The 16,840-nt window shown below is 66.4% G+C and carries 21 protein-coding genes and 1 tRNA gene; 3 read left to right on the top strand and 19 right to left on the bottom strand.

The window, feature by feature from the left end; all coding sequences use genetic code 11:
* Positions 1-12: 12 nt before the first annotated feature.
* The 7 genes from E5A73_RS15510 to ccmC are packed head-to-tail and all read right to left on the bottom strand — an operon-like array spanning position 13 to position 4,882.
* The gene (locus E5A73_RS15510; protein WP_135964752.1) at positions 13-654 is read right to left on the bottom strand and encodes a tetratricopeptide repeat protein; all 642 of its coding nucleotides are present in this window, start codon (positions 652-654) and stop codon (positions 13-15) included.
* Positions 651-1,064, bottom strand: coding sequence for a cytochrome c-type biogenesis protein (locus E5A73_RS15505; protein WP_168355950.1), 414 nt, complete (start codon positions 1,062-1,064; stop codon positions 651-653). Before E5A73_RS15505 ends, E5A73_RS15510 begins: the two co-directional genes overlap by 4 nt.
* 6 nt (positions 1,065-1,070) lie before the next feature.
* Positions 1,071-1,595: a redoxin family protein gene (locus E5A73_RS15500; protein ID WP_135964751.1), complete on the bottom strand. Its 525-nt coding sequence runs from the start codon at positions 1,593-1,595 to the stop codon at positions 1,071-1,073.
* The gene (locus E5A73_RS15495; RefSeq protein WP_135964750.1) at positions 1,592-3,607 is read right to left on the bottom strand and encodes a heme lyase CcmF/NrfE family subunit; all 2,016 of its coding nucleotides are present in this window, start codon (positions 3,605-3,607) and stop codon (positions 1,592-1,594) included. The genes E5A73_RS15500 and E5A73_RS15495 overlap by 4 nt, the downstream gene beginning before the upstream one ends.
* Entirely contained in the window at positions 3,604-4,038 is a 435-nt protein-coding gene (ccmE, locus tag E5A73_RS15490; RefSeq protein ID WP_135964749.1) for a cytochrome c maturation protein CcmE, read from the bottom strand. Before ccmE ends, E5A73_RS15495 begins: the two co-directional genes overlap by 4 nt.
* On the bottom strand, positions 4,035-4,166 hold the full coding sequence (locus E5A73_RS15485; protein ID WP_135964748.1) for a heme exporter protein CcmD: 132 nt from the start codon (positions 4,164-4,166) through the stop codon (positions 4,035-4,037). The genes ccmE and E5A73_RS15485 overlap by 4 nt, the downstream gene beginning before the upstream one ends.
* A complete protein-coding gene (gene ccmC, locus E5A73_RS15480) occupies positions 4,163-4,882 on the bottom strand; it encodes a heme ABC transporter permease CcmC (protein ID WP_240700220.1) in 720 nt (239 codons plus the stop codon). Before ccmC ends, E5A73_RS15485 begins: the two co-directional genes overlap by 4 nt.
* 217 nt (positions 4,883-5,099) lie before the next feature.
* Between ccmC and E5A73_RS15475 the strand changes: the two genes are divergently transcribed.
* Positions 5,100-5,930, top strand: coding sequence for an alpha/beta fold hydrolase (locus E5A73_RS15475; RefSeq protein ID WP_135964746.1), 831 nt, complete (start codon positions 5,100-5,102; stop codon positions 5,928-5,930).
* 152 nt (positions 5,931-6,082) lie between these two features.
* Here E5A73_RS15475 and E5A73_RS15470 read toward each other — a convergent pair whose 3' ends face one another.
* Genes E5A73_RS15470 through E5A73_RS15450 form a run of 5 tightly spaced genes read right to left on the bottom strand, consistent with a single transcriptional unit; the run spans position 6,083 to position 7,874 of the window.
* Entirely contained in the window at positions 6,083-6,454 is a 372-nt protein-coding gene (locus tag E5A73_RS15470) for a DUF1801 domain-containing protein (RefSeq protein WP_135964745.1), read from the bottom strand.
* A 17-nt stretch (positions 6,455-6,471) separates the two neighbouring features.
* Positions 6,472-6,879 carry a DUF1801 domain-containing protein gene (locus E5A73_RS15465; protein ID WP_135964744.1) on the bottom strand — a complete coding sequence of 136 codons (408 nt, stop codon included), beginning with the start codon at positions 6,877-6,879 and terminating at the stop codon, positions 6,472-6,474.
* Positions 6,879-7,088, bottom strand: coding sequence for a hypothetical protein (locus E5A73_RS15460; protein WP_135964743.1), 210 nt, complete (start codon positions 7,086-7,088; stop codon positions 6,879-6,881). The genes E5A73_RS15465 and E5A73_RS15460 overlap by 1 nt, the downstream gene beginning before the upstream one ends.
* Before the next feature lie 31 nt (positions 7,089-7,119).
* A complete protein-coding gene (locus tag E5A73_RS15455) occupies positions 7,120-7,551 on the bottom strand; it encodes an SRPBCC family protein (protein ID WP_135964742.1) in 432 nt (143 codons plus the stop codon).
* Positions 7,548-7,874 (bottom strand): ArsR/SmtB family transcription factor, encoded by a 327-nt coding sequence (locus tag E5A73_RS15450; RefSeq protein WP_240700219.1) that lies wholly within the window; start codon positions 7,872-7,874, stop codon positions 7,548-7,550. The genes E5A73_RS15455 and E5A73_RS15450 overlap by 4 nt, the downstream gene beginning before the upstream one ends.
* A gap of 164 nt (positions 7,875-8,038) precedes the next feature.
* On the opposite strand from E5A73_RS15450, the gene E5A73_RS21440 reads away from it, so the two are divergent.
* A complete protein-coding gene (locus tag E5A73_RS21440; RefSeq protein WP_168355949.1) occupies positions 8,039-8,215 on the top strand; it encodes a hypothetical protein in 177 nt (58 codons plus the stop codon).
* Between the two features lie 31 nt (positions 8,216-8,246).
* Here E5A73_RS21440 and E5A73_RS15445 read toward each other — a convergent pair whose 3' ends face one another.
* The 5 genes from E5A73_RS15445 to E5A73_RS15425 all read right to left on the bottom strand — a co-directional run bounded on the left by E5A73_RS15445 (position 8,247) and on the right by E5A73_RS15425 (position 11,563).
* A complete protein-coding gene (locus E5A73_RS15445) occupies positions 8,247-9,101 on the bottom strand; it encodes a sigma-70 family RNA polymerase sigma factor (RefSeq protein ID WP_240700218.1) in 855 nt (284 codons plus the stop codon).
* Entirely contained in the window at positions 9,098-9,562 is a 465-nt protein-coding gene (locus E5A73_RS21800; protein WP_135964739.1) for a carboxymuconolactone decarboxylase family protein, read from the bottom strand. Before E5A73_RS21800 ends, E5A73_RS15445 begins: the two co-directional genes overlap by 4 nt.
* Positions 9,563-9,681: 119 nt before the next feature.
* Complete coding sequence (locus tag E5A73_RS15435; protein WP_135964738.1) at positions 9,682-10,734, bottom strand: Glu/Leu/Phe/Val family dehydrogenase; 1,053 nt, start codon at positions 10,732-10,734, stop codon at positions 9,682-9,684.
* 24 nt (positions 10,735-10,758) lie between these two features.
* Positions 10,759-10,835, bottom strand: a tRNA-His gene (locus E5A73_RS15430).
* 17 nt (positions 10,836-10,852) lie between these two features.
* Positions 10,853-11,563 carry an ATPase, T2SS/T4P/T4SS family gene (locus tag E5A73_RS15425; RefSeq protein WP_135964737.1) on the bottom strand — a complete coding sequence of 237 codons (711 nt, stop codon included), beginning with the start codon at positions 11,561-11,563 and terminating at the stop codon, positions 10,853-10,855.
* Between the two features lie 109 nt (positions 11,564-11,672).
* Between E5A73_RS15425 and E5A73_RS15420 the strand changes: the two genes are divergently transcribed.
* Positions 11,673-12,353 (top strand): prolyl hydroxylase family protein, encoded by a 681-nt coding sequence (locus E5A73_RS15420; RefSeq protein WP_135964736.1) that lies wholly within the window; start codon positions 11,673-11,675, stop codon positions 12,351-12,353.
* A gap of 57 nt (positions 12,354-12,410) precedes the next feature.
* On the opposite strand, the gene E5A73_RS15415 is transcribed toward E5A73_RS15420, so the two are convergent.
* Both E5A73_RS15415 and E5A73_RS15410 read right to left on the bottom strand, forming a co-directional pair.
* On the bottom strand, positions 12,411-15,101 hold the full coding sequence (locus tag E5A73_RS15415) for a TonB-dependent receptor domain-containing protein (RefSeq protein ID WP_135964735.1): 2,691 nt from the start codon (positions 15,099-15,101) through the stop codon (positions 12,411-12,413).
* Between the two features lie 79 nt (positions 15,102-15,180).
* Positions 15,181-16,764: a hypothetical protein gene (locus E5A73_RS15410; RefSeq protein ID WP_135964734.1), complete on the bottom strand. Its 1,584-nt coding sequence runs from the start codon at positions 16,762-16,764 to the stop codon at positions 15,181-15,183.
* Positions 16,765-16,840 lie beyond the last annotated feature (76 nt).

Genomic DNA, 16,840 nt, shown 5'->3' with positions numbered 1-16,840 from the left:
GAAGGGAAGCCGTCATCGCTTCGCTTGCGTCGCCTGTGCTTCGAGAAACCGATCGAGCAGGAACAGCCGCACCACCAGCTGGCCGCGGTATCCCGCCTTGGCCGGCGCAACTTCCACTGCCTTCGCCCAGAACGGCCGCGCCTCGGCGAACTTGCCTTCGCGGATCAGCGCCAGGCCGTAGAAGAAGGGCGGCCCAGGATGCTGCGGCGCCAGCGCCATTGCCCGATCGAACGCGAATTTCGACGCCGGAGACACCTGATCGCCGTCATTTTCGGCGAGCTTGATCCCGAGCCACATCCACGCGCCGGCGTCGAGCTGCGCCTGCCGCGTCGTCAGGATCATCGCGCGAACCGCCGTGTCCGGCGCGCCGGCGCGCGTCATCGCGTCGGCGCGCACGAACGAACCCCAGGTGAAGTTGAACCGACCATACATCGCGTCGCGCAGTTCGAGCACTTCGCTATCGAGTTCGCCCTTTTTCGCGACCGCCGAAACCGGCTGCCCGGCCAGGCCGGGCCGCCCCTGCCACGCATAGCCCGCCGCGCCCAGCATCAGCGCAGTCGCCGCGACGGTCCACAATTTCCGCGGGAAGCCGGTCAGCCACAGCAAAAGCGCCACGCCGAGCGCAATCAAGGCGAGGATCAGCCAGCCCGTCACGACCGGCGCTTCGCGAAGTTGCGGCGCGCGATCAGCACGCCCAGCCCGAGCAGCACCAGCGGCGCGAGCCACAAAGGCGCGGTGACCCAGCTGAACGGCGGATCATAGGTGACATAATCGCCATAACGCTGGACCAGCCATGTGCGCACGTCGCCCGGCCGCTCCCCCGCCGCGATCCGCTGCCGCACCAATGCGCGCATGTCCCCCGCCATGTCGGCATCGCTGTCGGCGATCGACTGGCCCTGACAGACCAGGCACCTGAGCGTGTCCATCAGCGCCTTGGCCTTCGCCTCCTGCGCAGGATCGGGAAGCTGGGTGTAAGCGAGTTCGGCGGGGGGGAGTTTGGAGTCTGCGAAGGACGGCGCTGCGAAGATCAACGTCACCCCGGCGAGGGCCGGGGTGACGAGCAACGCCGGTCACTTCGCCTTCTCCAGCTGCGCCAGCAGCATCGGAACATCGTCCGCGCGCACATCGCCGATATGCTGATACGCGATCCGCCCCGCGGCATCGATCACGAAGGTCTCGGGCACGCCCGAAGACCCGAGCGCCAATTGCGCCCGGCTCGCTTTGTCGTCGCCGATCCGCGCATAGGGATCGCCGTTGCTCGCAAGGAACGCCTGCACCGCCTCGGGCGTGTCGCGGATCGCGATCGCGTCGATCTCGACGCCGGCCTGTTTGAGCTTCATCAGCTGCGGCGCCTCGGCGATGCACGGAATGCACCAGCTCGCGAAGACATTGAGCAATCGCGGCTTGCCCTTAAGTTCGGCCGAGGCGATCCCCGGCTTGCCCGGCAGCAACGCCGGCAATGCCAGCGCCGGAAGCGGCTTGCCTACCATCGCCGAATGCACCGTCCGATCGGCCGGCCTGAGCAGCCCGCTCGCGACCAGAGCGAACACCAGCGCGAACAGCACCAATGGCGCCCAGAGCAGCACCCGCCTCATTCCTCGGCCTCCGCATCGGCGCGCCGCTCGCGCCGCACGCGTCCGATCAAAGCGAGCAGTCCTCCCAGCGCGATCAGCCCACCGCCGAGCCAGATCAACGTCACGAACGGCTTCCACCACAAGCGGATCTGCCAGCGCCCCTGCGCATCGCCCTGGCCCAGCACGGTGTAGAGCTGGCCGTCGAGCAAAGTGGTGATCGCCGCCTCGTTGGTATTGGTCGGCGGGGTGCTGAAGAAGCGCTGCTGCGGGAACAGTTCGAACATCTCGCCGTCGCCGCGCCGCACCTGCAGCCGCGCCTCGAGCGCCGACCAATTGGGCCCGATCGCCGGATGCACATCGGCCAGGGTTACCCGGAATGGCCCGACGGTGACGTTCTGCCCGACCGAAATCGCCGCTAGCCGCTCGGTCTTGAACGCGCTGTCCGCTGCCATCCCGGCGATGCTGACCGCGACGCCGAGATGTGCGATCACCATTCCCCAGACATGCAGCGGCGTCCGGCGCAGATTGCGGCGCACCACCGGTACCACGCTCGCCACGCCGAGCCCCACGGCAAGCGCGATCGCGAGCACGGAGACGAAATGCGCTCCGCCGACCAACGCGAAAATCACCGCGAATGCACCGCCCGCCGCCGCGGCGGGGACCAGCGCGCGCTTCGCCAGCGCGTTCATGTTGTCACGCCGCCAGCGCAGCAACGGCCCCGCCGCGGTCGCCACCGCCAGCGCCAGCGCCACGGGCACCAGCGCCTTGTTGAAGAACGGCGCGCCGATCGACAGCTGCACCCCCGCCGCCTGGGCCGCAAGCGGATACAGCGTGCCGATGAACACCACGCCGAGGATCACCGACAGCAGCAGATTATTGAGCACCAGCGCGCCTTCGCGGCTCACCAGCTGGAAAGTCGAGCCCTGGGTGATCGTGCCCACCCGCGCGCCGAACAGCGCCAGCGCGCCGCCGATATAGATGCCGAGCAGCGCGAGGATAAAGGTCCCGCGAGTCGGATCGACGGCGAAGGCGTGGACGCTGACCAGGATCCCCGATCGCACCAGGAACGTCCCGATCATCGACATCGCAAACGCCACCAATGCGAGCATCAGCGTCCAGGCGCGCAACCCGTCGCGCGTCGCCAGCACCGTCACCGAATGGAGCAACGCCGTCGCCGCCAGCCACGGCATCAGCGAGGCGTTCTCGACCGGATCCCAGAACCACCAGCCGCCCCAGCCGAGCTCGTAATAGGCCCAATAGGACCCTGCGGTGATCCCGATCGTCAGGAAGATCCACGCGGCCAGCACCCAGGGCCGCATCGCTTTGGCAAACGCCGGGCCGACGTCGCGCATCAGCAGCGCGCCGACCGCGAAGCTGAACGCCACCGACAGCCCGACATAGCCGAGATACAAGGTCGGCGGGTGGAACGCCAAACCGGGGTCCTGGAGCAGAGGATTCAGCCCCCGCCCGTCCGGTGCGGCGGGGTCGAGCCGAACGAACGGGTTCGAAGCGAAGGCGAGGAAAGCATAGAAACCCAGCCCGATCGCCGCCTGCGCGCCGAGCGTCGCGGCGAGCGTTCCCACCGCCAATCGCCGCTCGAACATCGCCACCCCCGCGCCGGCGGCCGCGAGAACCGTCACCCAGAGCAGCATCGAGCCCTCATGGTTGCCCCACGCGCCCGCTACCTTGTAGATCATCGGCTTCAGCGAATGGCTGTTTTCCGCCACCAGCACCACCGACATGTCGCTGCGCACGAACAACGCGATCAACAGCACGAACGACAGCAGCGCCAGAAGCCCTTGCACCAGCGCAATCCGGCGCAGCGCCGTCATTGGCGCCGCGCCCCCGCTGGTCGTTCGTGCTGAGCTTGTCGAAGCACCGTTCTTCTCTTCTTCGGAAGAAAAGGACTGCCTTTCGTCGTGCTCAGAGCGAGCGGAGGTTCCGGCCCGCGCGGCGCCCCACGCCAGCACCAGCTGGACGAGCGCGAACGCCGCCGCGAGCCACAAGGCCGCAAGCCCCGCCTCGGCGATCATTTGTCGAGCGTCTCGGTCTTGTGCATCTTGCCGGCGACTTGCGGCGGCATGTAGCGCTCGTCGTGCTTGGCCAGCAGATTGTCCGCGGTGAAGCTGCCGTCTCGGTTGAACTTGCCTTCGGCGACCACGCCCGAACCTTCCTTGAACAGATCGGGCGCGACGCCGCGGAACGCCACCGGCACCTTGGCCTTGCCGTCGGTCACCACGAAGGCCATCGAGATGCCGTCGGGCTTGTGGACGAGCGACCCCGCCTCGACCATCCCGCCGAGCCGCACTGCCTTGCCCAGCGGCAGCGGCTTGCCCGCCACGTCGCCCGGTGCATAGAAGAATGCCGCCTGGTCCTGCAGCGCCGACAGCGCCAGCCCCGCCGCGCCCGCAACCGCACCCAGCGCGAGCAGGCCGAGCACGAGCCGCTGATGCTTGGGCTTCATTTGTCGCGCCTCAGCGATTCCGCCGCTGCCTCGGCACGCCGCATCGACAGCCACGCCCAAGCCGCGAGCCCGCCGGTGCCGAGCAAGGTCACGGCATAGGCCGCGGTCACGAACGCCCAATGATTCATTGTGCCGCCATCCGCCGCATCCGCGCTTCGACCCTCTGGATGGCAAGCATCGCCCGCATCCGCATCAGTACCACGCCGGCGAACAGCAAAGTGAAGCCGCCGATCGTAAAGAACAACGGCCACAGCATCGAGGAATCGATCGAGGAACTGGTCAGCCCGATGCTCTGTCCCTGGTGCAGCGTGTTCCACCACACCACCGAATAGCGCACGATCGGCAGCAGCACCGATCCCGCGACCCCGAACAGGGCCGGCACGCGCCCGTCGCCGCCGCGATCGGCGTCGGCGCGGGCGAGCGCGATATAGGCGATGTAGACGAAGAACAGCAGCAGCATGCTGGTCAGCCGCCCGTCCCATTCCCACCAGGTGCCCCAGGTCGGCCGCCCCCAGATCGCACCGGTGATCAGGCACAGCGCGGCAAACACCGCGCCCGCCGGGGCGATCGCCCGCGCGGCGATGTGCGCGAGCGGATGCCGCCAGATTAGATAGCCGAGGCTTGCCCCCGCAACGCCGGTCCAGCCCCCCATCCCGAGCCAGGCGGCGGGGACATGGATATAGAGGATCCGCACGCTCTCCTTCTGGAGATAATCCCCCGGGGTCTGGGTGAGCCCGCCCCACGCGCCGAACAGCGCCAGCGCGACGCCCGCCCAGAACAGGACCGGAGTCAGCGGGCGCGCGAGCTTTAGAAAGCGGGTCGGGTTGGCGAGTGCATGGATCACGATGTCTCCCAGCCAATAGCCGCCTTCGCCGAGGGAATCTACGCCGGGTTGTTCGCGGGCAGCGCCAGCCTGTGATCTTCGCACTTGCGCCCCGTCACCGCTGTCATAAACCTTTCGTCTCGGGATCGTAAGGACATGGCGCGGCCGCATCCGGGAGAGACGCGCACGCGGATCCGCCGGCCTTCCGCCCGGAGAAGCAAAATCAAGGACCTAAGCCATGCCTTTCATCACCACCGCAGACGGCACCGAGATCTTCTACAAGGACTGGGGTCCCAAGACCGCGCAGCCGATCGTCTTCCATCACGGCTGGCCGCTCTCGTCGGACGATTGGGACGCGCAGCTGATGTTCTTCCTCGGCGAAGGCTATCGCGTGATTGCGCATGACCGCCGCGGGCACGGCCGCTCGACTCAGACCGACACCGGCAACGAGATGGACACCTATGCCGCCGATGTGATCGAACTCGCCGCGGCGCTCGATCTCAAGGACGCGGTCCATATCGGTCACTCCACCGGCGGCGGCGAAGTCGCGCATTATGTCGCGCGCGCCGAAGCCGGCCGCGTCGCCAAGGCAGTGCTGATCGGCGCGGTCCCGCCGATCATGGTCAAGTCCGAAGCGAACCCCGGCGGCCTACCGCTCGAAGTGTTCGACAGCTTCCGTTCGCAGACCGCGACCAACCGCGCGCAATTCTTCCTCGATGTCGCGAGCGGCCCCTTCTACGGCTTCAATCGCGAAGGCGCCGAAGTGAAGCAGGGCGTGATCGACAATTGGTGGCGGCAGGGCATGGCCGGCGGCGTCAAGGCGCATTACGATTGCGTCAAGGCGTTCTCCGAAACCGACTTCACCGAAGATCTCAAGCAGATCGACGTCCCCGTGCTGCTCCTCCACGGCGAGGACGACCAGATCGTCCCGATCGCCGATTCGGCGCTGCTCGGGATCAAGCTGCTCAAGCACGGCACGATCAAGACCTATCCGGGCTTCCCGCACGGCATGGCGACCACCCATGCCGACGTGATCAACGCCGACCTGCTCGCCTTCATCAAGAGCTAAGCCAACGCTTCCCCTCCCGGTTCGCCGGGAGGGGGATAATCGAGGATACACTCTACTTTATCGTCATCCCGGCGAAAGCCGGGACCCACTCAGGGTCGTCGATTGTGCTCTGGTCCCGGCTTTCGCCGGGATGACGAAACAGGGTACGGGTCCTAACCCGACACATTGAGCGCCACCGCCGCCCGGATCAAATCCTTCAGCCCCGCCTCGTCGATCGCCCCGCCTTCGTGAAAATCGATCGCCCGCCGGACATTGCCGTCGAGGCTCGACGTGAACAGTCCCTTCGGATCGTCGAGCGCCGCACCCTTGGCGAAGGTCATCTTGACCGACTTCTTGTAGGTCTCACCCGTGAACAACATGCCGGCATGATACCAGGTCGGCACCCCGCGCCACTTCCATTCCTCGGTTACTTCGGGGTCGGCTTCCTTGATCAGCGCGCGGAGGCGGGCGAGCGTCTCGCCGCGCCAGTCGCCCAATTCCTCGATCCGCGCGTCGATCAGTTCGGACGGCGATTTCTCGCGCATGCGCCTCTCCTCCCTCGTTACGGTATCCAGCCCGGCAATGCCGCTGCCTGCCGAACCCAGTCGACAAGCTGCGCCTCGTCCAGCGCCTCGTCCTCATGGATGTGCAGATAGCGGGTATTCGGGACCTTCGACTCCACCGGCGGCACCGGATCCAGCCCTCGGCCGTTGAAGAAGGCCAGCTTGATATAGCGATCGAAGCAGCGAAGGCTCAGGAACCAGCTCGTGCCGTCCACTCCGTACAGCGGCGAATTCCACTTCACTGCCTTGCGCACCCCTGGAAGCGAGCGCTCGATCAGCGCGTCCAGCTGCCGCCCGACCGCGCTTTTCCACCCCGGCATCGCCGCGATATAGGCCTGCACCGGCGCGTCGCCGTCGCCCTTGGGGATCTGCGGGTTGCCACCCGCCAGCAGCACCGGCCCCGCCATCACGCGCGCGCCCGCTTGCAGAAATAGGGCAGCGCGAACAGATACAGCCCGGTGCCCAGCAACAGGATCAGCGGCACCAGCGCCAGCAGCCCCAGCCACATCGGCGGCTGTCCGCCTCGGCTCATCGCGACGATGTAGGTGACCACACCCAGCGTAAACGCGATCGACAGCCAGCGATGCACTTGTCGCACCCACGAATTCCCGCTCATCTCATTCCCCTCAAAATGCCGCCATTGCCGCTCAATCGATCCGCGCCGACACTTGCTCCAGCTTGTCGAAGAACGCCTTCCACCCGGCGTGCGCGCCGCCATAAGCCTGTTTCTGGCTCGGCCCGAACCCGGCCTGCTCCATCCGCAGATGCGTGCCCGAAGCGGTCGGCGTCAGCGTGAAGGTCACCACGCTCTCCAGCGCGAAAGCCGGATCGTCGCTCGCGAAGTCCCAGGTGTAGGACAGCGTCCGCTGCGGCTCGATTTCGAGTACTTCGCAATCGAGCACCCCGCCCCATTCGCCGGTCAGCTTGAAGCGATGCCCGACCGTCGGCGCGAAGTCGTTCTTCATCAGCCATTCTTCGATCAGGTGCGGCTGGGTGAGCGCGCGCCACAATCGCTCGGGCGGATGCGCGATCTCGCGCTCGACGACGACGGTGCGCTTCTCGGTATCGGGTTCGGTCACTGGTCCATCCTCTTGAGCAGATCCTCGAGATCGTCGAACCGCCGCTCCCAGAACCCGGCCATCTGGCTGGTCCAGTCGACCAGCGGCGCCAGTGCGCCTGGCAGTGCGCGGTAATGCGTCTGCCGGCCAGCATGCCGGTCCGACACCAACCCGGCATCGCGCAGCACTCCGAGATGCTTGGATACCGCCGGCTGGGAGACCCCGGCCCGCGCCGTGAGCGCGCCCACGGTCTGTTCGCCCTCGCGGCAAAGCCGCTCGAACAGCGCACGCCGCGTCGGATCGGCAAGCGTCTTGAACAGCAGATCGGGACCAAGTGGTGTCACACACATAACTCGCTGGCTATGTTTTTCTCATAACCGGCGAGTTATGTGTGAGTCAAGCGCACGAGAAGAGAGTTAACCGCCAGACGCGGCTGGACAGCGCGATTGCATGCATCCAGCGTGGCGGCCGGCGCGTTGTACCCGCGACACGCAAGGAGTATCGCGACATGATCCAGGGCCAGGACCCGCGCGCCGCGGCGGCGATCACGGCGATGTCGCTCGACCTTGCCGAGCTGCTCGCCACGATCGATCAGGTGCGCGCCCAGCTTCAGCGGGTCCAGGCCGAGCTGATCTGCGCGCAACTCGACGCCGCGGAGGCCGCACGGGCTGGCTCGCCGCAATAAGGCCGCCGGCAAAATCAGGCGGGCCGCGCGCTCATCCGTGCGCCGCCAGATGCCGTAACTTGTCCGGATTGCGCATGATGTAGATCGCGACCACCTTGCCGTCGTCGATCGCGAGTGCGGTGGTCTGCAGCACGCCGCCGGATTCGCGTGTCACGAACCCAGGAAGCCCGTTGATCGTTCCCCAGCGCTCCACCCGCGACATCTCCTTGGCGAAGAAGCGCGCCAGCGAACCGTGCAGCTTCATTACGTCCTCGACGCCCAGGATCGGCCGCAGCCCGGCATGGACCTTGCCGCCGCCGTCCGAATAGACCGATACATCGTCGGCAAGCAGCCCACGCAGTGCGCCCATGTCACCGCTCCGCGAGGCATGGAAGAATGCCTCGGCGATCTCGAGCCCCCGCTCTTTCGGCATTGCGAACCGCGGCCGCGCCGCGCGCACGTGCGTCCGGGCGCGGCTGGCGAGTTGGCGCGCTGCTGCGGTGTCGCGGCCGATCGTCTCGGCAATCTCGTCGAACGGCACTCCGAACACGTCGTGGAGGAGAAACGCCGCGCGCTCGAGCGGGCTGAGCCGATCGAGCGCCAGCATCAACGGCAAAGTGACGTCGTCGGCCTCTTCGTCTTCGACCACAGGCTCGGGCAGCCACGGCCCGACATAGGTCTCGCGCCGCGCCCGCGCCGATTTGAGCTGATCCAGGCAAAGCCGTGTCACCACGCGGCGCAGGAACGCTTCTGGCTCGCGGATCGCATCGCGATCCGCGCCCATCCAGCGCAGGAAGGCGTCCTGCACCACGTCCTCCGCATCCGCGACCGAACCCAGCATGCGATAAGCGATGCGAGTCAGCCGCGGACGCAGCGGATCGAACGCCGCTGCGGCGTCCGCGATCACGCCGTCTGCCGCGCCGTTGCCGGCTTGCCGTCGTAGAATAGGCCGCAACCGACCGCGAGCCGGTTCCACCCGTTGATCACGTTGATCATCAATGTCAGCTGCACCTGCTCCTCCTGGGTGAATTCCGCAGCGAGCGCCGCATATACATCCTGCGGCGCCCGCATGGTGGACACCAGAGTCATTGCGTCCGTCCATGCCAGCGCCGCGCGCTCGCGCGCCGAATAGACCGGCGCATCGTGCCAAGCGCTCAGCAGATAGATGCGCTGCTCGGTCTCGCCGGCCTTGCGCGCGTCGGCGGTGTGCATGTTGAGGCAATTGGCGCAGCCGTTGATCTGCGAGGCGCGGATCTTGACCAGTTCGAGCAGGTCGGGCTCGATCGCGGGCGCGATCTTGAGCGACATGTCGAGCCAGGCCTGCATCTGGACAGGCGCGGCGGCGAACGGATCGAGGCGTTGGGTCATGATCAGTCTCCTTGGTTTACGGAGACATGACGAGGCAGCGCGCGCCGATGTGACATGGATTGGCGAAACTTTCTTCCCCGAGCAGGGGAAGATCGGCCAGGGTTACGAGGCCACCCGCATCACCCGCGCCGGATCAATCGCTGCGCAATCCGATCGGCGACTTCGCTCTCGGGATCGCCGGTGCGGTCGCTCTCGTCCCACACTTCGATCAGCCGCGTGGGGATCTTGTCGACGCGCGACTGGACCTCGGCCATGTTGCCCTGGCCGAGATATTCGAGCCCGACATTGATGATCCCGCCCGCATTGATCACGTAATCGGGCGCATAGAGGATCCCGCGCTCGTGCAGCCGGTGGCCGTCTTCGCGGGTGGCGAGCTGGTTGTTCGCACCGCCGGCGATCACCTTTGCCTTGATCTGCGGGATCGACTGCTCGGTCAGGATCGCGCCGAGCGCATTGGGGCTGAACAAATCGCTGTCGTGCGTCAGGATCGCGGCTGCGTCGACTGCCTCGGCGCCGAGCTCCGCCGCGAGCGCCTTGGCGCGTTCGGCATCGACATCGGCGAGCACCAGCCTGGCGCCGTCCTTTGCCAGCAGGCGGGCGAGCCCGCCACCGACCGAGCCGACACCCTGGATCGCGACGCGCACCCCGGCCACCGAATCGGCACCAAGCCCACGCTTCGCCGCCGCCTTGACCCCCAGATAGACGCCGCGCGCCGTCACCGGGCCCGGATCGCCGCCGGCGCTGCCCGCCGCGACTGGCAGGCCGGAGACATGCTTGGTCTGAGTCGCGACGATCTTCATCCGCGCCTCCGACATGCCGACATCTTCAGCCGTGACATATTTGCCCTGGAGCGATTCGACCGCTCGGCCAAATGCCTCGAGCTGCGCCGTGGCCACCGTCGCGCCGGGCTCGGCAGCGAGGATCACTCCCTTGCCTCCGCCCATCGGCAGATTCGCCATCGCGTTCTTGTAGCTCATCCCGCGCGACAGCCGCAGCGCATCGGTGATCGCGGAGCGGTGGTCCGCATAATGCCAGAAGCGGACGCCGCCCGCTGCCGGTCCGAGCGCCGTCGAGTGAATCGCGATGATCGCGCTCAACCCGGAGGCATGGTCGGTGAAGAGGTGGAGACCCTCATGCTCGTCGAAATCGGGGAAGCCCCAGTCGGTGGTCACACGCAACATCCGCTATCGGGGGGGTGGGGCGACCGACGGGACTTGAACCCGCAACATCCGGCATCACAAGCCGACGCTCTAACCAATTGAACTACGATCGCCACGAACGAGTGCGCGCTTAGCGGGGGCTTTCGCGAAGCGCAAGATCATTGCGCGATGCGCAGACCGCCGCCTCGGGCCCGATCACGCCTTCGCGCGCCAGCGCACGCGCCGCCGAGGCGAAATTCGCGGCCGACAGAAAGGCATGCCGCGCGAGCAAAGGCGCGTCGGCACCGTCGTAGATCAGCCGGCGCATCGCCGGATCGATCTCGAACCCCTCGAAGATCCGCACGGGTCCGCTCTCGCCGCTCCCGCCGCAGAGCTCGCAGCCCGGCGCCGACCACAGGATCGCGCCCGGATCGAGCCCGAGCAGGGCGGCGCGCGATCCGAATGCCTGGACCGGCTCGCGGCAGTCGCGGCACAGCCCGGACACGACCCGCTGCGCGATCACCAGCCGCAGCGCGGCAGCCAGCGCGAACCGGTCGTTCGTCAGCCGCCGCAAATTGAGGATCGTGCCGACGGCGTCTCCGCTGTCGAACCAGGCGAGCACCAGCCCGCGATCGGCCGCCTCGACCACCCGGTTGGCGGTGATCCGGTCCGCGATCACACCGCCAAGGGCAATGCCATAGGCTCGGTGCAGCGCGACCGCGGTCTCCTCCGCGCCCGGCCCGGCGATCGCGATCAGCCCGATCAGCCTTTCAGACGCCAGCTCGAGCGCCGACCCCAGCCGCGCGGGCACGCCGAGCGCGTCGAGCGGTACTTCGGCTTCGAGCTGGATGTCGACGGCCATGCGCCTCGACTGCCCGTACAATGTGACGACTTGCTTGCGCTTTTGTTACGCCTGCATGTTCAAAACGTCGCGCTGGCGAAAAGCTGCGGAATTTGGCAGAAACGGCACGATGCACACCATCACCGCCCCACAGACCGCGGCGCCGAATCTCGGCGGCGGCCACCCTTCCGAACCCGTGATCGAGCACATCCTCCGCCAGCCGGGAATCCAGCGGGTGCCCAACCTCAAAGTGGCGATGTTCATCGGCAAGAAGTTCCTCGAACCCGAACTCTGCCAGCTGCTGATGCTCCAGATCGACTCCAAGCGCCGCCCGTCGACGATCGCCGACGCCAATGGCGATTATGCCTTCCGCACCAGCGAGACCTGCGACCTCGATTCTGACGACGCGATCACGATCGAATTGAAACGCCGGATCATCGCATTGACCGGCCTCGACCCTGCGCACGCCGAGCCGATGCAGGGCCAGCGCTACGACGTCGGCCAGGAGTTCAAGGCGCACACCGACTATTTCGAGCCGACCGGTGCCGATTACGACAAATATTGCAGCGTCTCGGGCCAGCGCACCTGGACGGTGATGCTCTACCTCAACCAGGTCGAGGCCGGCGGGGTGACGCGCTTCAAGGCGATCGAAAAGATGGTCGAGCCCGAGGTGGGCAAGGTGCTCGCCTGGAACAATCTGCGCGCCAATGGCACGCCCAATCCGTCGACCATCCACCACGCGATGAAGGTCCGCGCTGGCGCGAAATACGTCATCACCCAATGGTTCCGCGAGCGGCCCTGGGGCTGGTGACGCAGAAAGGGCCCCGGCGGGCGGTGCCCGGCCGGAGCCCGTTCTTCGTTCCAACCCTCAGAAGTTGACGCTGAGGCCCAGCGTGCCGCTCGTGCCGACGTCGTACAGGTTGTAGTAGATGCGGTTGTCGCCGCTCTCCTGATATTCTTGATACTTGGTGCCGGTGATGTTGCGGAGCTCCAGTTTGGCTTCCATGTTCACCCCGGCCAGCTTGATTCCCTGCCGTGCGACGAAGTCGAGGTGCAGGCCGGGATACTCGTAGATGTCCGGCAGCAGACCCGGGCCGCGGCTGGTGAGCCGCTTGCTGGCATAAGTGAGCAGGAAGGTCTGCTGCGACAGCCGGTCCTGATCCTCCAGCCCGACCTCGAAATTGGCGATATGGTCAGACTGGCCGGTAAGCGGGCGGCCGTCGAGGAAGTAGTTCGACGCCGGCTGGACGTTGCTCGCAGCATTGCCCGTGTAGATTGTCGTCGTGTCGCCTGGGCTCACCTGCACGTCAGATTTCGAATAGGTATAGTTGGCGATCAGGACGGCGCGGCGCGAACCCCAGACGTCGAAGTATTTCTGAGCCTCCACTTCGCCGCCGTATAAGTTGGCGCGCGGCGCATTGGCGTAGCTCGTGATCGGGTCTTCGGCGATGAAGCTGCCATAGGCCTCGATTGGCTTGTCGATCCGCTTGAAGAACCCGGCCACTGCGATCCGCTGATCCCGTGCGAAATACCATTCGTACCGCGCCTCGAGATTGTAGAGTTGGCTGTCCTGCAGCGAAGGGTTGCCGCGGAACAGGCGGTTGCTCTCCGGATCATAATATTGCTGGAACAGCAGCTCGCGGAACTGCGGCCGCGCGATCGTCTTGGATGCGCTCAGCCGAACCTGCATCTGCGGCTGGACTTCCCAGGTCAGAGTCGCCGCCGGCAGCCAGTAATCGCGGTCGATCTTGTTCGAAGCGCCCGAATTGCTCAGCGTGTCGAACACCTGCAATGGCGCAACGGTCTGCTTGGCAGTCTCGAAGCGCGCACCCAGTTCGAGCGTGAGGCTGTCGAGGAATTGGGTCCGTCCCTTGAGGTAATAAGCGTGGCTGGTCAGGCTCGCCTTGAAGGCCGGGTCCCCTTCGGTGGTCTCGATCAGATCGACACCGAAATTGCGGATGATCGCGCCGCCGAGCAGATTGTCCGGCCGCAACATGCTGACGCCTTCGGGCAAGGTGCTGGGGGCGAGGAACTGGAACTCGCGGCGCGATGAAGTCCGGTCGGTGTCCGAATAGGCATAGCCGCCGGTCACCGTCAGATTGGGCGAAGCGCGGTACGAGAAATCGATTCCACCCGACCAGAGATTCTCGTTGAGCCGCGAGAAAGTGACGTCGGCGGAGCCCAAGCCGGCGTTCAGGCGATTGAGGTAGTTTCCGGCATAGGGTCCGGTTTCGCGCAGCACATAGCCGATCGACGTCTCGTTCGGCGCGCGTCGCTTCGAATTGGCGTAAGCGAGCCGCGTGTCGATCGACATGTCGCCGACCTTGAACTCGCCGACGAATTGGCTGTCGACCAGCTGACGCTCGTACCAGGCGGTGTCCTGGATCATGCGCCGGCGCTCACCCGAAGTGAAGTCGATGCCGTTCGCCAGCCGCGCCTGCTTGAGGGTGTCGCGGATGTAGAGGTTGGTCCAGCGCAGCGTCTGCTCGCCGAATTCGAGACCGAGGCCGAGCAACCCGTTCACCACGACGCGGTTGTCGGTGATCACCCGCTCATAGTCGAAGCGCTTGGTCGAAAGATCGCTCGAATCGGTTGCCTGCTGCGTCGTGTCGCGGGTGCGCCACTTGCTTGAATAAGCGCCGGTGGCGATCACGCCCAGCCGCGCACCGCCGAGATCGAAGGCAGTGCCGCCGGTGATCCCGGCCGACCAGTTGACCGGAATCTTGTCGTTGCTCTGGAGCAATGCGGTGTTGGCGTTGACCAACTGCGCCGCAACGTCCTGGCGCTGCGCTAGCGTCAGGTCGCTGATGCGGCTGCCGCTGGCGAGGAATGACGCGAGCGCGGGCGGCGTCCGCCGCGTGCCGTCGTCAAAGCCGGTCCAGTCCCGGCCGCCGCCTGAATAGACATAGCCGAGCTGCCCGGTGGTGCGCGTGTCGCCGCCCACCCCGCCGCTGATGTTGAGGAAGCTCTCGGTCGGCACCGCGCGCGTCGTCAGGTTGATGACGCCGCCGCCGAACTCGCCGGGGAAGTTCGCCGAATAGCTCTTCTGGACGAGCGCGGAGGCAATCACGTTGGTCGGGAAAATGTCGAGCGGCACCACGCGGCGCAGCGGCTCGGGACTAGGCAGCGGCGAACCGTTGAGCAGCGCCATCGAGTAACGGTCGCCGAGCCCGCGAACATAGACGAAACCGTTGCCGACGACGCTGAGACCGGTCACGCGGCTCAGCGCGCCCGCGATGTCGCCTTCGCCGGTCCGCGCGATATCCGCAGTCGAAAGCACCGACACGACTTGCGTAGCCGATTGCTGGATATTGGCACGGTGGCGGCCGGTGACGACGATTTCATCGCCGGGAACCGAGATATCGGTCGCCTCCTCGACCTGCGGCTCGTCTGTCGTAGTCGCGGATTGAGGATCGGAGGCGACGCCGGCATCGCCCACATTCTGGGCACCGGTACCCCCCGACGCGTCTGCCGGTGTCGATTGCGCGCGTGCGACAGCCGGCGCGACAAGCGCCGTCGAGAGAACCAGCAGCCGGGCGAGCCGAAGCGGCTTCATCATTGCAATATCCCCATTTCATATCGGAAAAGGGCGGGACACCAGCCGGAGCCAGGTCCCGCCCAATCAGGCTACGCGTGCATCAGGTGGTCGGGATCGAGGTGCAGCTGCCGGTGTTGCCCGTGCCGAACGACAGCGTGACGCTGTTGCAGGTCCAGCCCTGGAACCACGTGTCGGTCGACCGCGCCGCACCGATGAACGTCGTCGCGTCGAAGAACGCGTTGAGCGTGCTCGCGTTGAACGCTGCCACTGCAGTCTCGTTGGCGCCGTTCAGGAAGCCACCGGTGAGCGTCGGCGTGAAGGCGTCGTTGTTGCCGTTGGCACCGCTGCCGAAGACACCCTGCACGTCGGCGGCGGTTACCGTGTTCGAGCCGATATACTTGGTTGCCGAGCACTGCATCACCACCGAACGGAAGACCGGCGGGCCGGCTTCGTCGGCGGCGGGGTTAGCCGCCTGGATCGTGTTGGCGCGGCTGATCCGCAGGCACGGCAGGTCGGGGCTCACCACCACCGCGTTGACCAGCGTATAATCGGTACCGCCACGCAGCAGGATCGCCGCCAGATCGGCGCCGACGGTCGAGCGCTGGATGAAGGTGGCGTTCGAGACGCGCGTGTTCTGGCGCGGGTTCTGCGCATCGAACGCGTTGTCGGTATCGGCTTCGATCATCGCGTCGCCGGTGCCCGGACGCTGCGCGGCAATGACATATTGCGCGTTCAGCTTGACGCCGGTGTCGGAGTCGAGATTGTCGTCCTCGGCGCCGACCGAGATGAAGTACTTCAGATTGACGTTGCCGCCGAAGAACTCCGCGCCATCGTCCGAGCTGTTGAACGACATGATGTGGTCGAGCTGGGTGCCGGTGCCGACGCCCTCGGTGGTCAGCGACTGAAGCTCGGCATCGGCCGACAGGACGTAGCCCGAGTAGCGGATCTGCACATAGCTGAAGCGACCGCTATTGTCGGTGTTGGTCGCGCCGCCATAGAGTGCCGGGTCGACAGCGCCTTCGGTCTGGCGCTCGCAGCCGATGGTGCCCGGAGTAGCGCCCGGTGCGGCGCAGTCGGTGATCTGCGCGCGACCCATCAGAACCACGCCGCCCCACTGGCCCGACGAGCTGTCGGTGTTGAGGCCGAGGATGTTGTCGCGGCTGGTGAAGATGATCGGCGCGGTAGCGGTGCCGACGGCGTTGATCTTGTTGCCGCGGTTGACTGCGAGCCACGATACGCCGGTGCCGCCGAACACGATCGCGCCCGGCTCGATGCTCAGCGTTACGCTGCGCTCACCGGCGACTGCTGCGGCACCGAGGTCGGTGCCGACGTCGACGCGGCCGCCAAGCCGATAGAGCAGGCCGGCGACCTTGGGCAGGTTCACGCTGGCGTTGATCCGCGCCGGCAGCGTGCAGACGCGCCAGGTGCCGGTCGGGCCGGTTATCGTGCCCGAATCGGTCAGGCCCTGCGGATCCGAAATGGTCGGGCAACCCGTAGCCGGCGTCACCAGCGTGGCGACGGGGGTCGGGGTCGGGCTTGGAACCGGGGTGGGCGCCGGGTTGTTGATGATGACGTCGCCGCCGGTGCCTGGCGACGCGATGTCGTTGGCGCCGTCGCAGGCCGTCAGGGCGAGCCCCGCGCAGCTGGTCATAAGGATAAGGCTGAGGCGATGGAAGCTGGCCATAAAATCTCCGTTCCGGGCGGAATGCCGGTGTGCGCGGGTGGGCGAATGGACGGGATCGACTCGGTTCCCCCTGCCG

This window comes from Sphingomonas gei, from assembly GCF_004792685.1.
In the GTDB taxonomy this organism is placed as follows: Bacteria; Pseudomonadota; Alphaproteobacteria; order Sphingomonadales; family Sphingomonadaceae; genus Sphingomonas; species Sphingomonas gei.
The sequence above is the reverse complement of the archived record's forward strand: the minus strand, read 5'-3'. Positions and strand labels throughout refer to the sequence as shown.

What these genes read in the sequence shown, in the direction of transcription:
- E5A73_RS15500 (WP_135964751.1), bottom strand. Translation starts at nt 1,595, where the DNA reads ATGAGGCGGGTGCTGCTCTGGGCGCCATTGGTGCTGTTCGCGCTGGTG.
- E5A73_RS15495 (WP_135964750.1), bottom strand. Translation starts at nt 3,607, where the DNA reads ATGATCGCCGAGGCGGGGCTTGCGGCCTTGTGGCTCGCGGCGGCGTTC.
- ccmE (WP_135964749.1), bottom strand. Translation starts at nt 4,038, where the DNA reads ATGAAGCCCAAGCATCAGCGGCTCGTGCTCGGCCTGCTCGCGCTGGGT.
- E5A73_RS15485 (WP_135964748.1), bottom strand. Translation starts at nt 4,166, where the DNA reads ATGAATCATTGGGCGTTCGTGACCGCGGCCTATGCCGTGACCTTGCTC.
- E5A73_RS15475 (WP_135964746.1), top strand. Translation starts at nt 5,100, where the DNA reads ATGCCTTTCATCACCACCGCAGACGGCACCGAGATCTTCTACAAGGAC.
- E5A73_RS15470 (WP_135964745.1), bottom strand. Translation starts at nt 6,454, where the DNA reads ATGCGCGAGAAATCGCCGTCCGAACTGATCGACGCGCGGATCGAGGAA.
- E5A73_RS15465 (WP_135964744.1), bottom strand. Translation starts at nt 6,879, where the DNA reads ATGGCGGGGCCGGTGCTGCTGGCGGGTGGCAACCCGCAGATCCCCAAG.
- E5A73_RS15460 (WP_135964743.1), bottom strand. Translation starts at nt 7,088, where the DNA reads ATGAGCGGGAATTCGTGGGTGCGACAAGTGCATCGCTGGCTGTCGATC.
- E5A73_RS21440 (WP_168355949.1), top strand. Translation starts at nt 8,039, where the DNA reads ATGATCCAGGGCCAGGACCCGCGCGCCGCGGCGGCGATCACGGCGATG.
- E5A73_RS21800 (WP_135964739.1), bottom strand. Translation starts at nt 9,562, where the DNA reads ATGACCCAACGCCTCGATCCGTTCGCCGCCGCGCCTGTCCAGATGCAG.
- E5A73_RS15425 (WP_135964737.1), bottom strand. Translation starts at nt 11,563, where the DNA reads ATGGCCGTCGACATCCAGCTCGAAGCCGAAGTACCGCTCGACGCGCTC.
- E5A73_RS15420 (WP_135964736.1), top strand. Translation starts at nt 11,673, where the DNA reads ATGCACACCATCACCGCCCCACAGACCGCGGCGCCGAATCTCGGCGGC.
- E5A73_RS15415 (WP_135964735.1), bottom strand. Translation starts at nt 15,101, where the DNA reads ATGATGAAGCCGCTTCGGCTCGCCCGGCTGCTGGTTCTCTCGACGGCG.
- E5A73_RS15410 (WP_135964734.1), bottom strand. Translation starts at nt 16,764, where the DNA reads ATGGCCAGCTTCCATCGCCTCAGCCTTATCCTTATGACCAGCTGCGCG.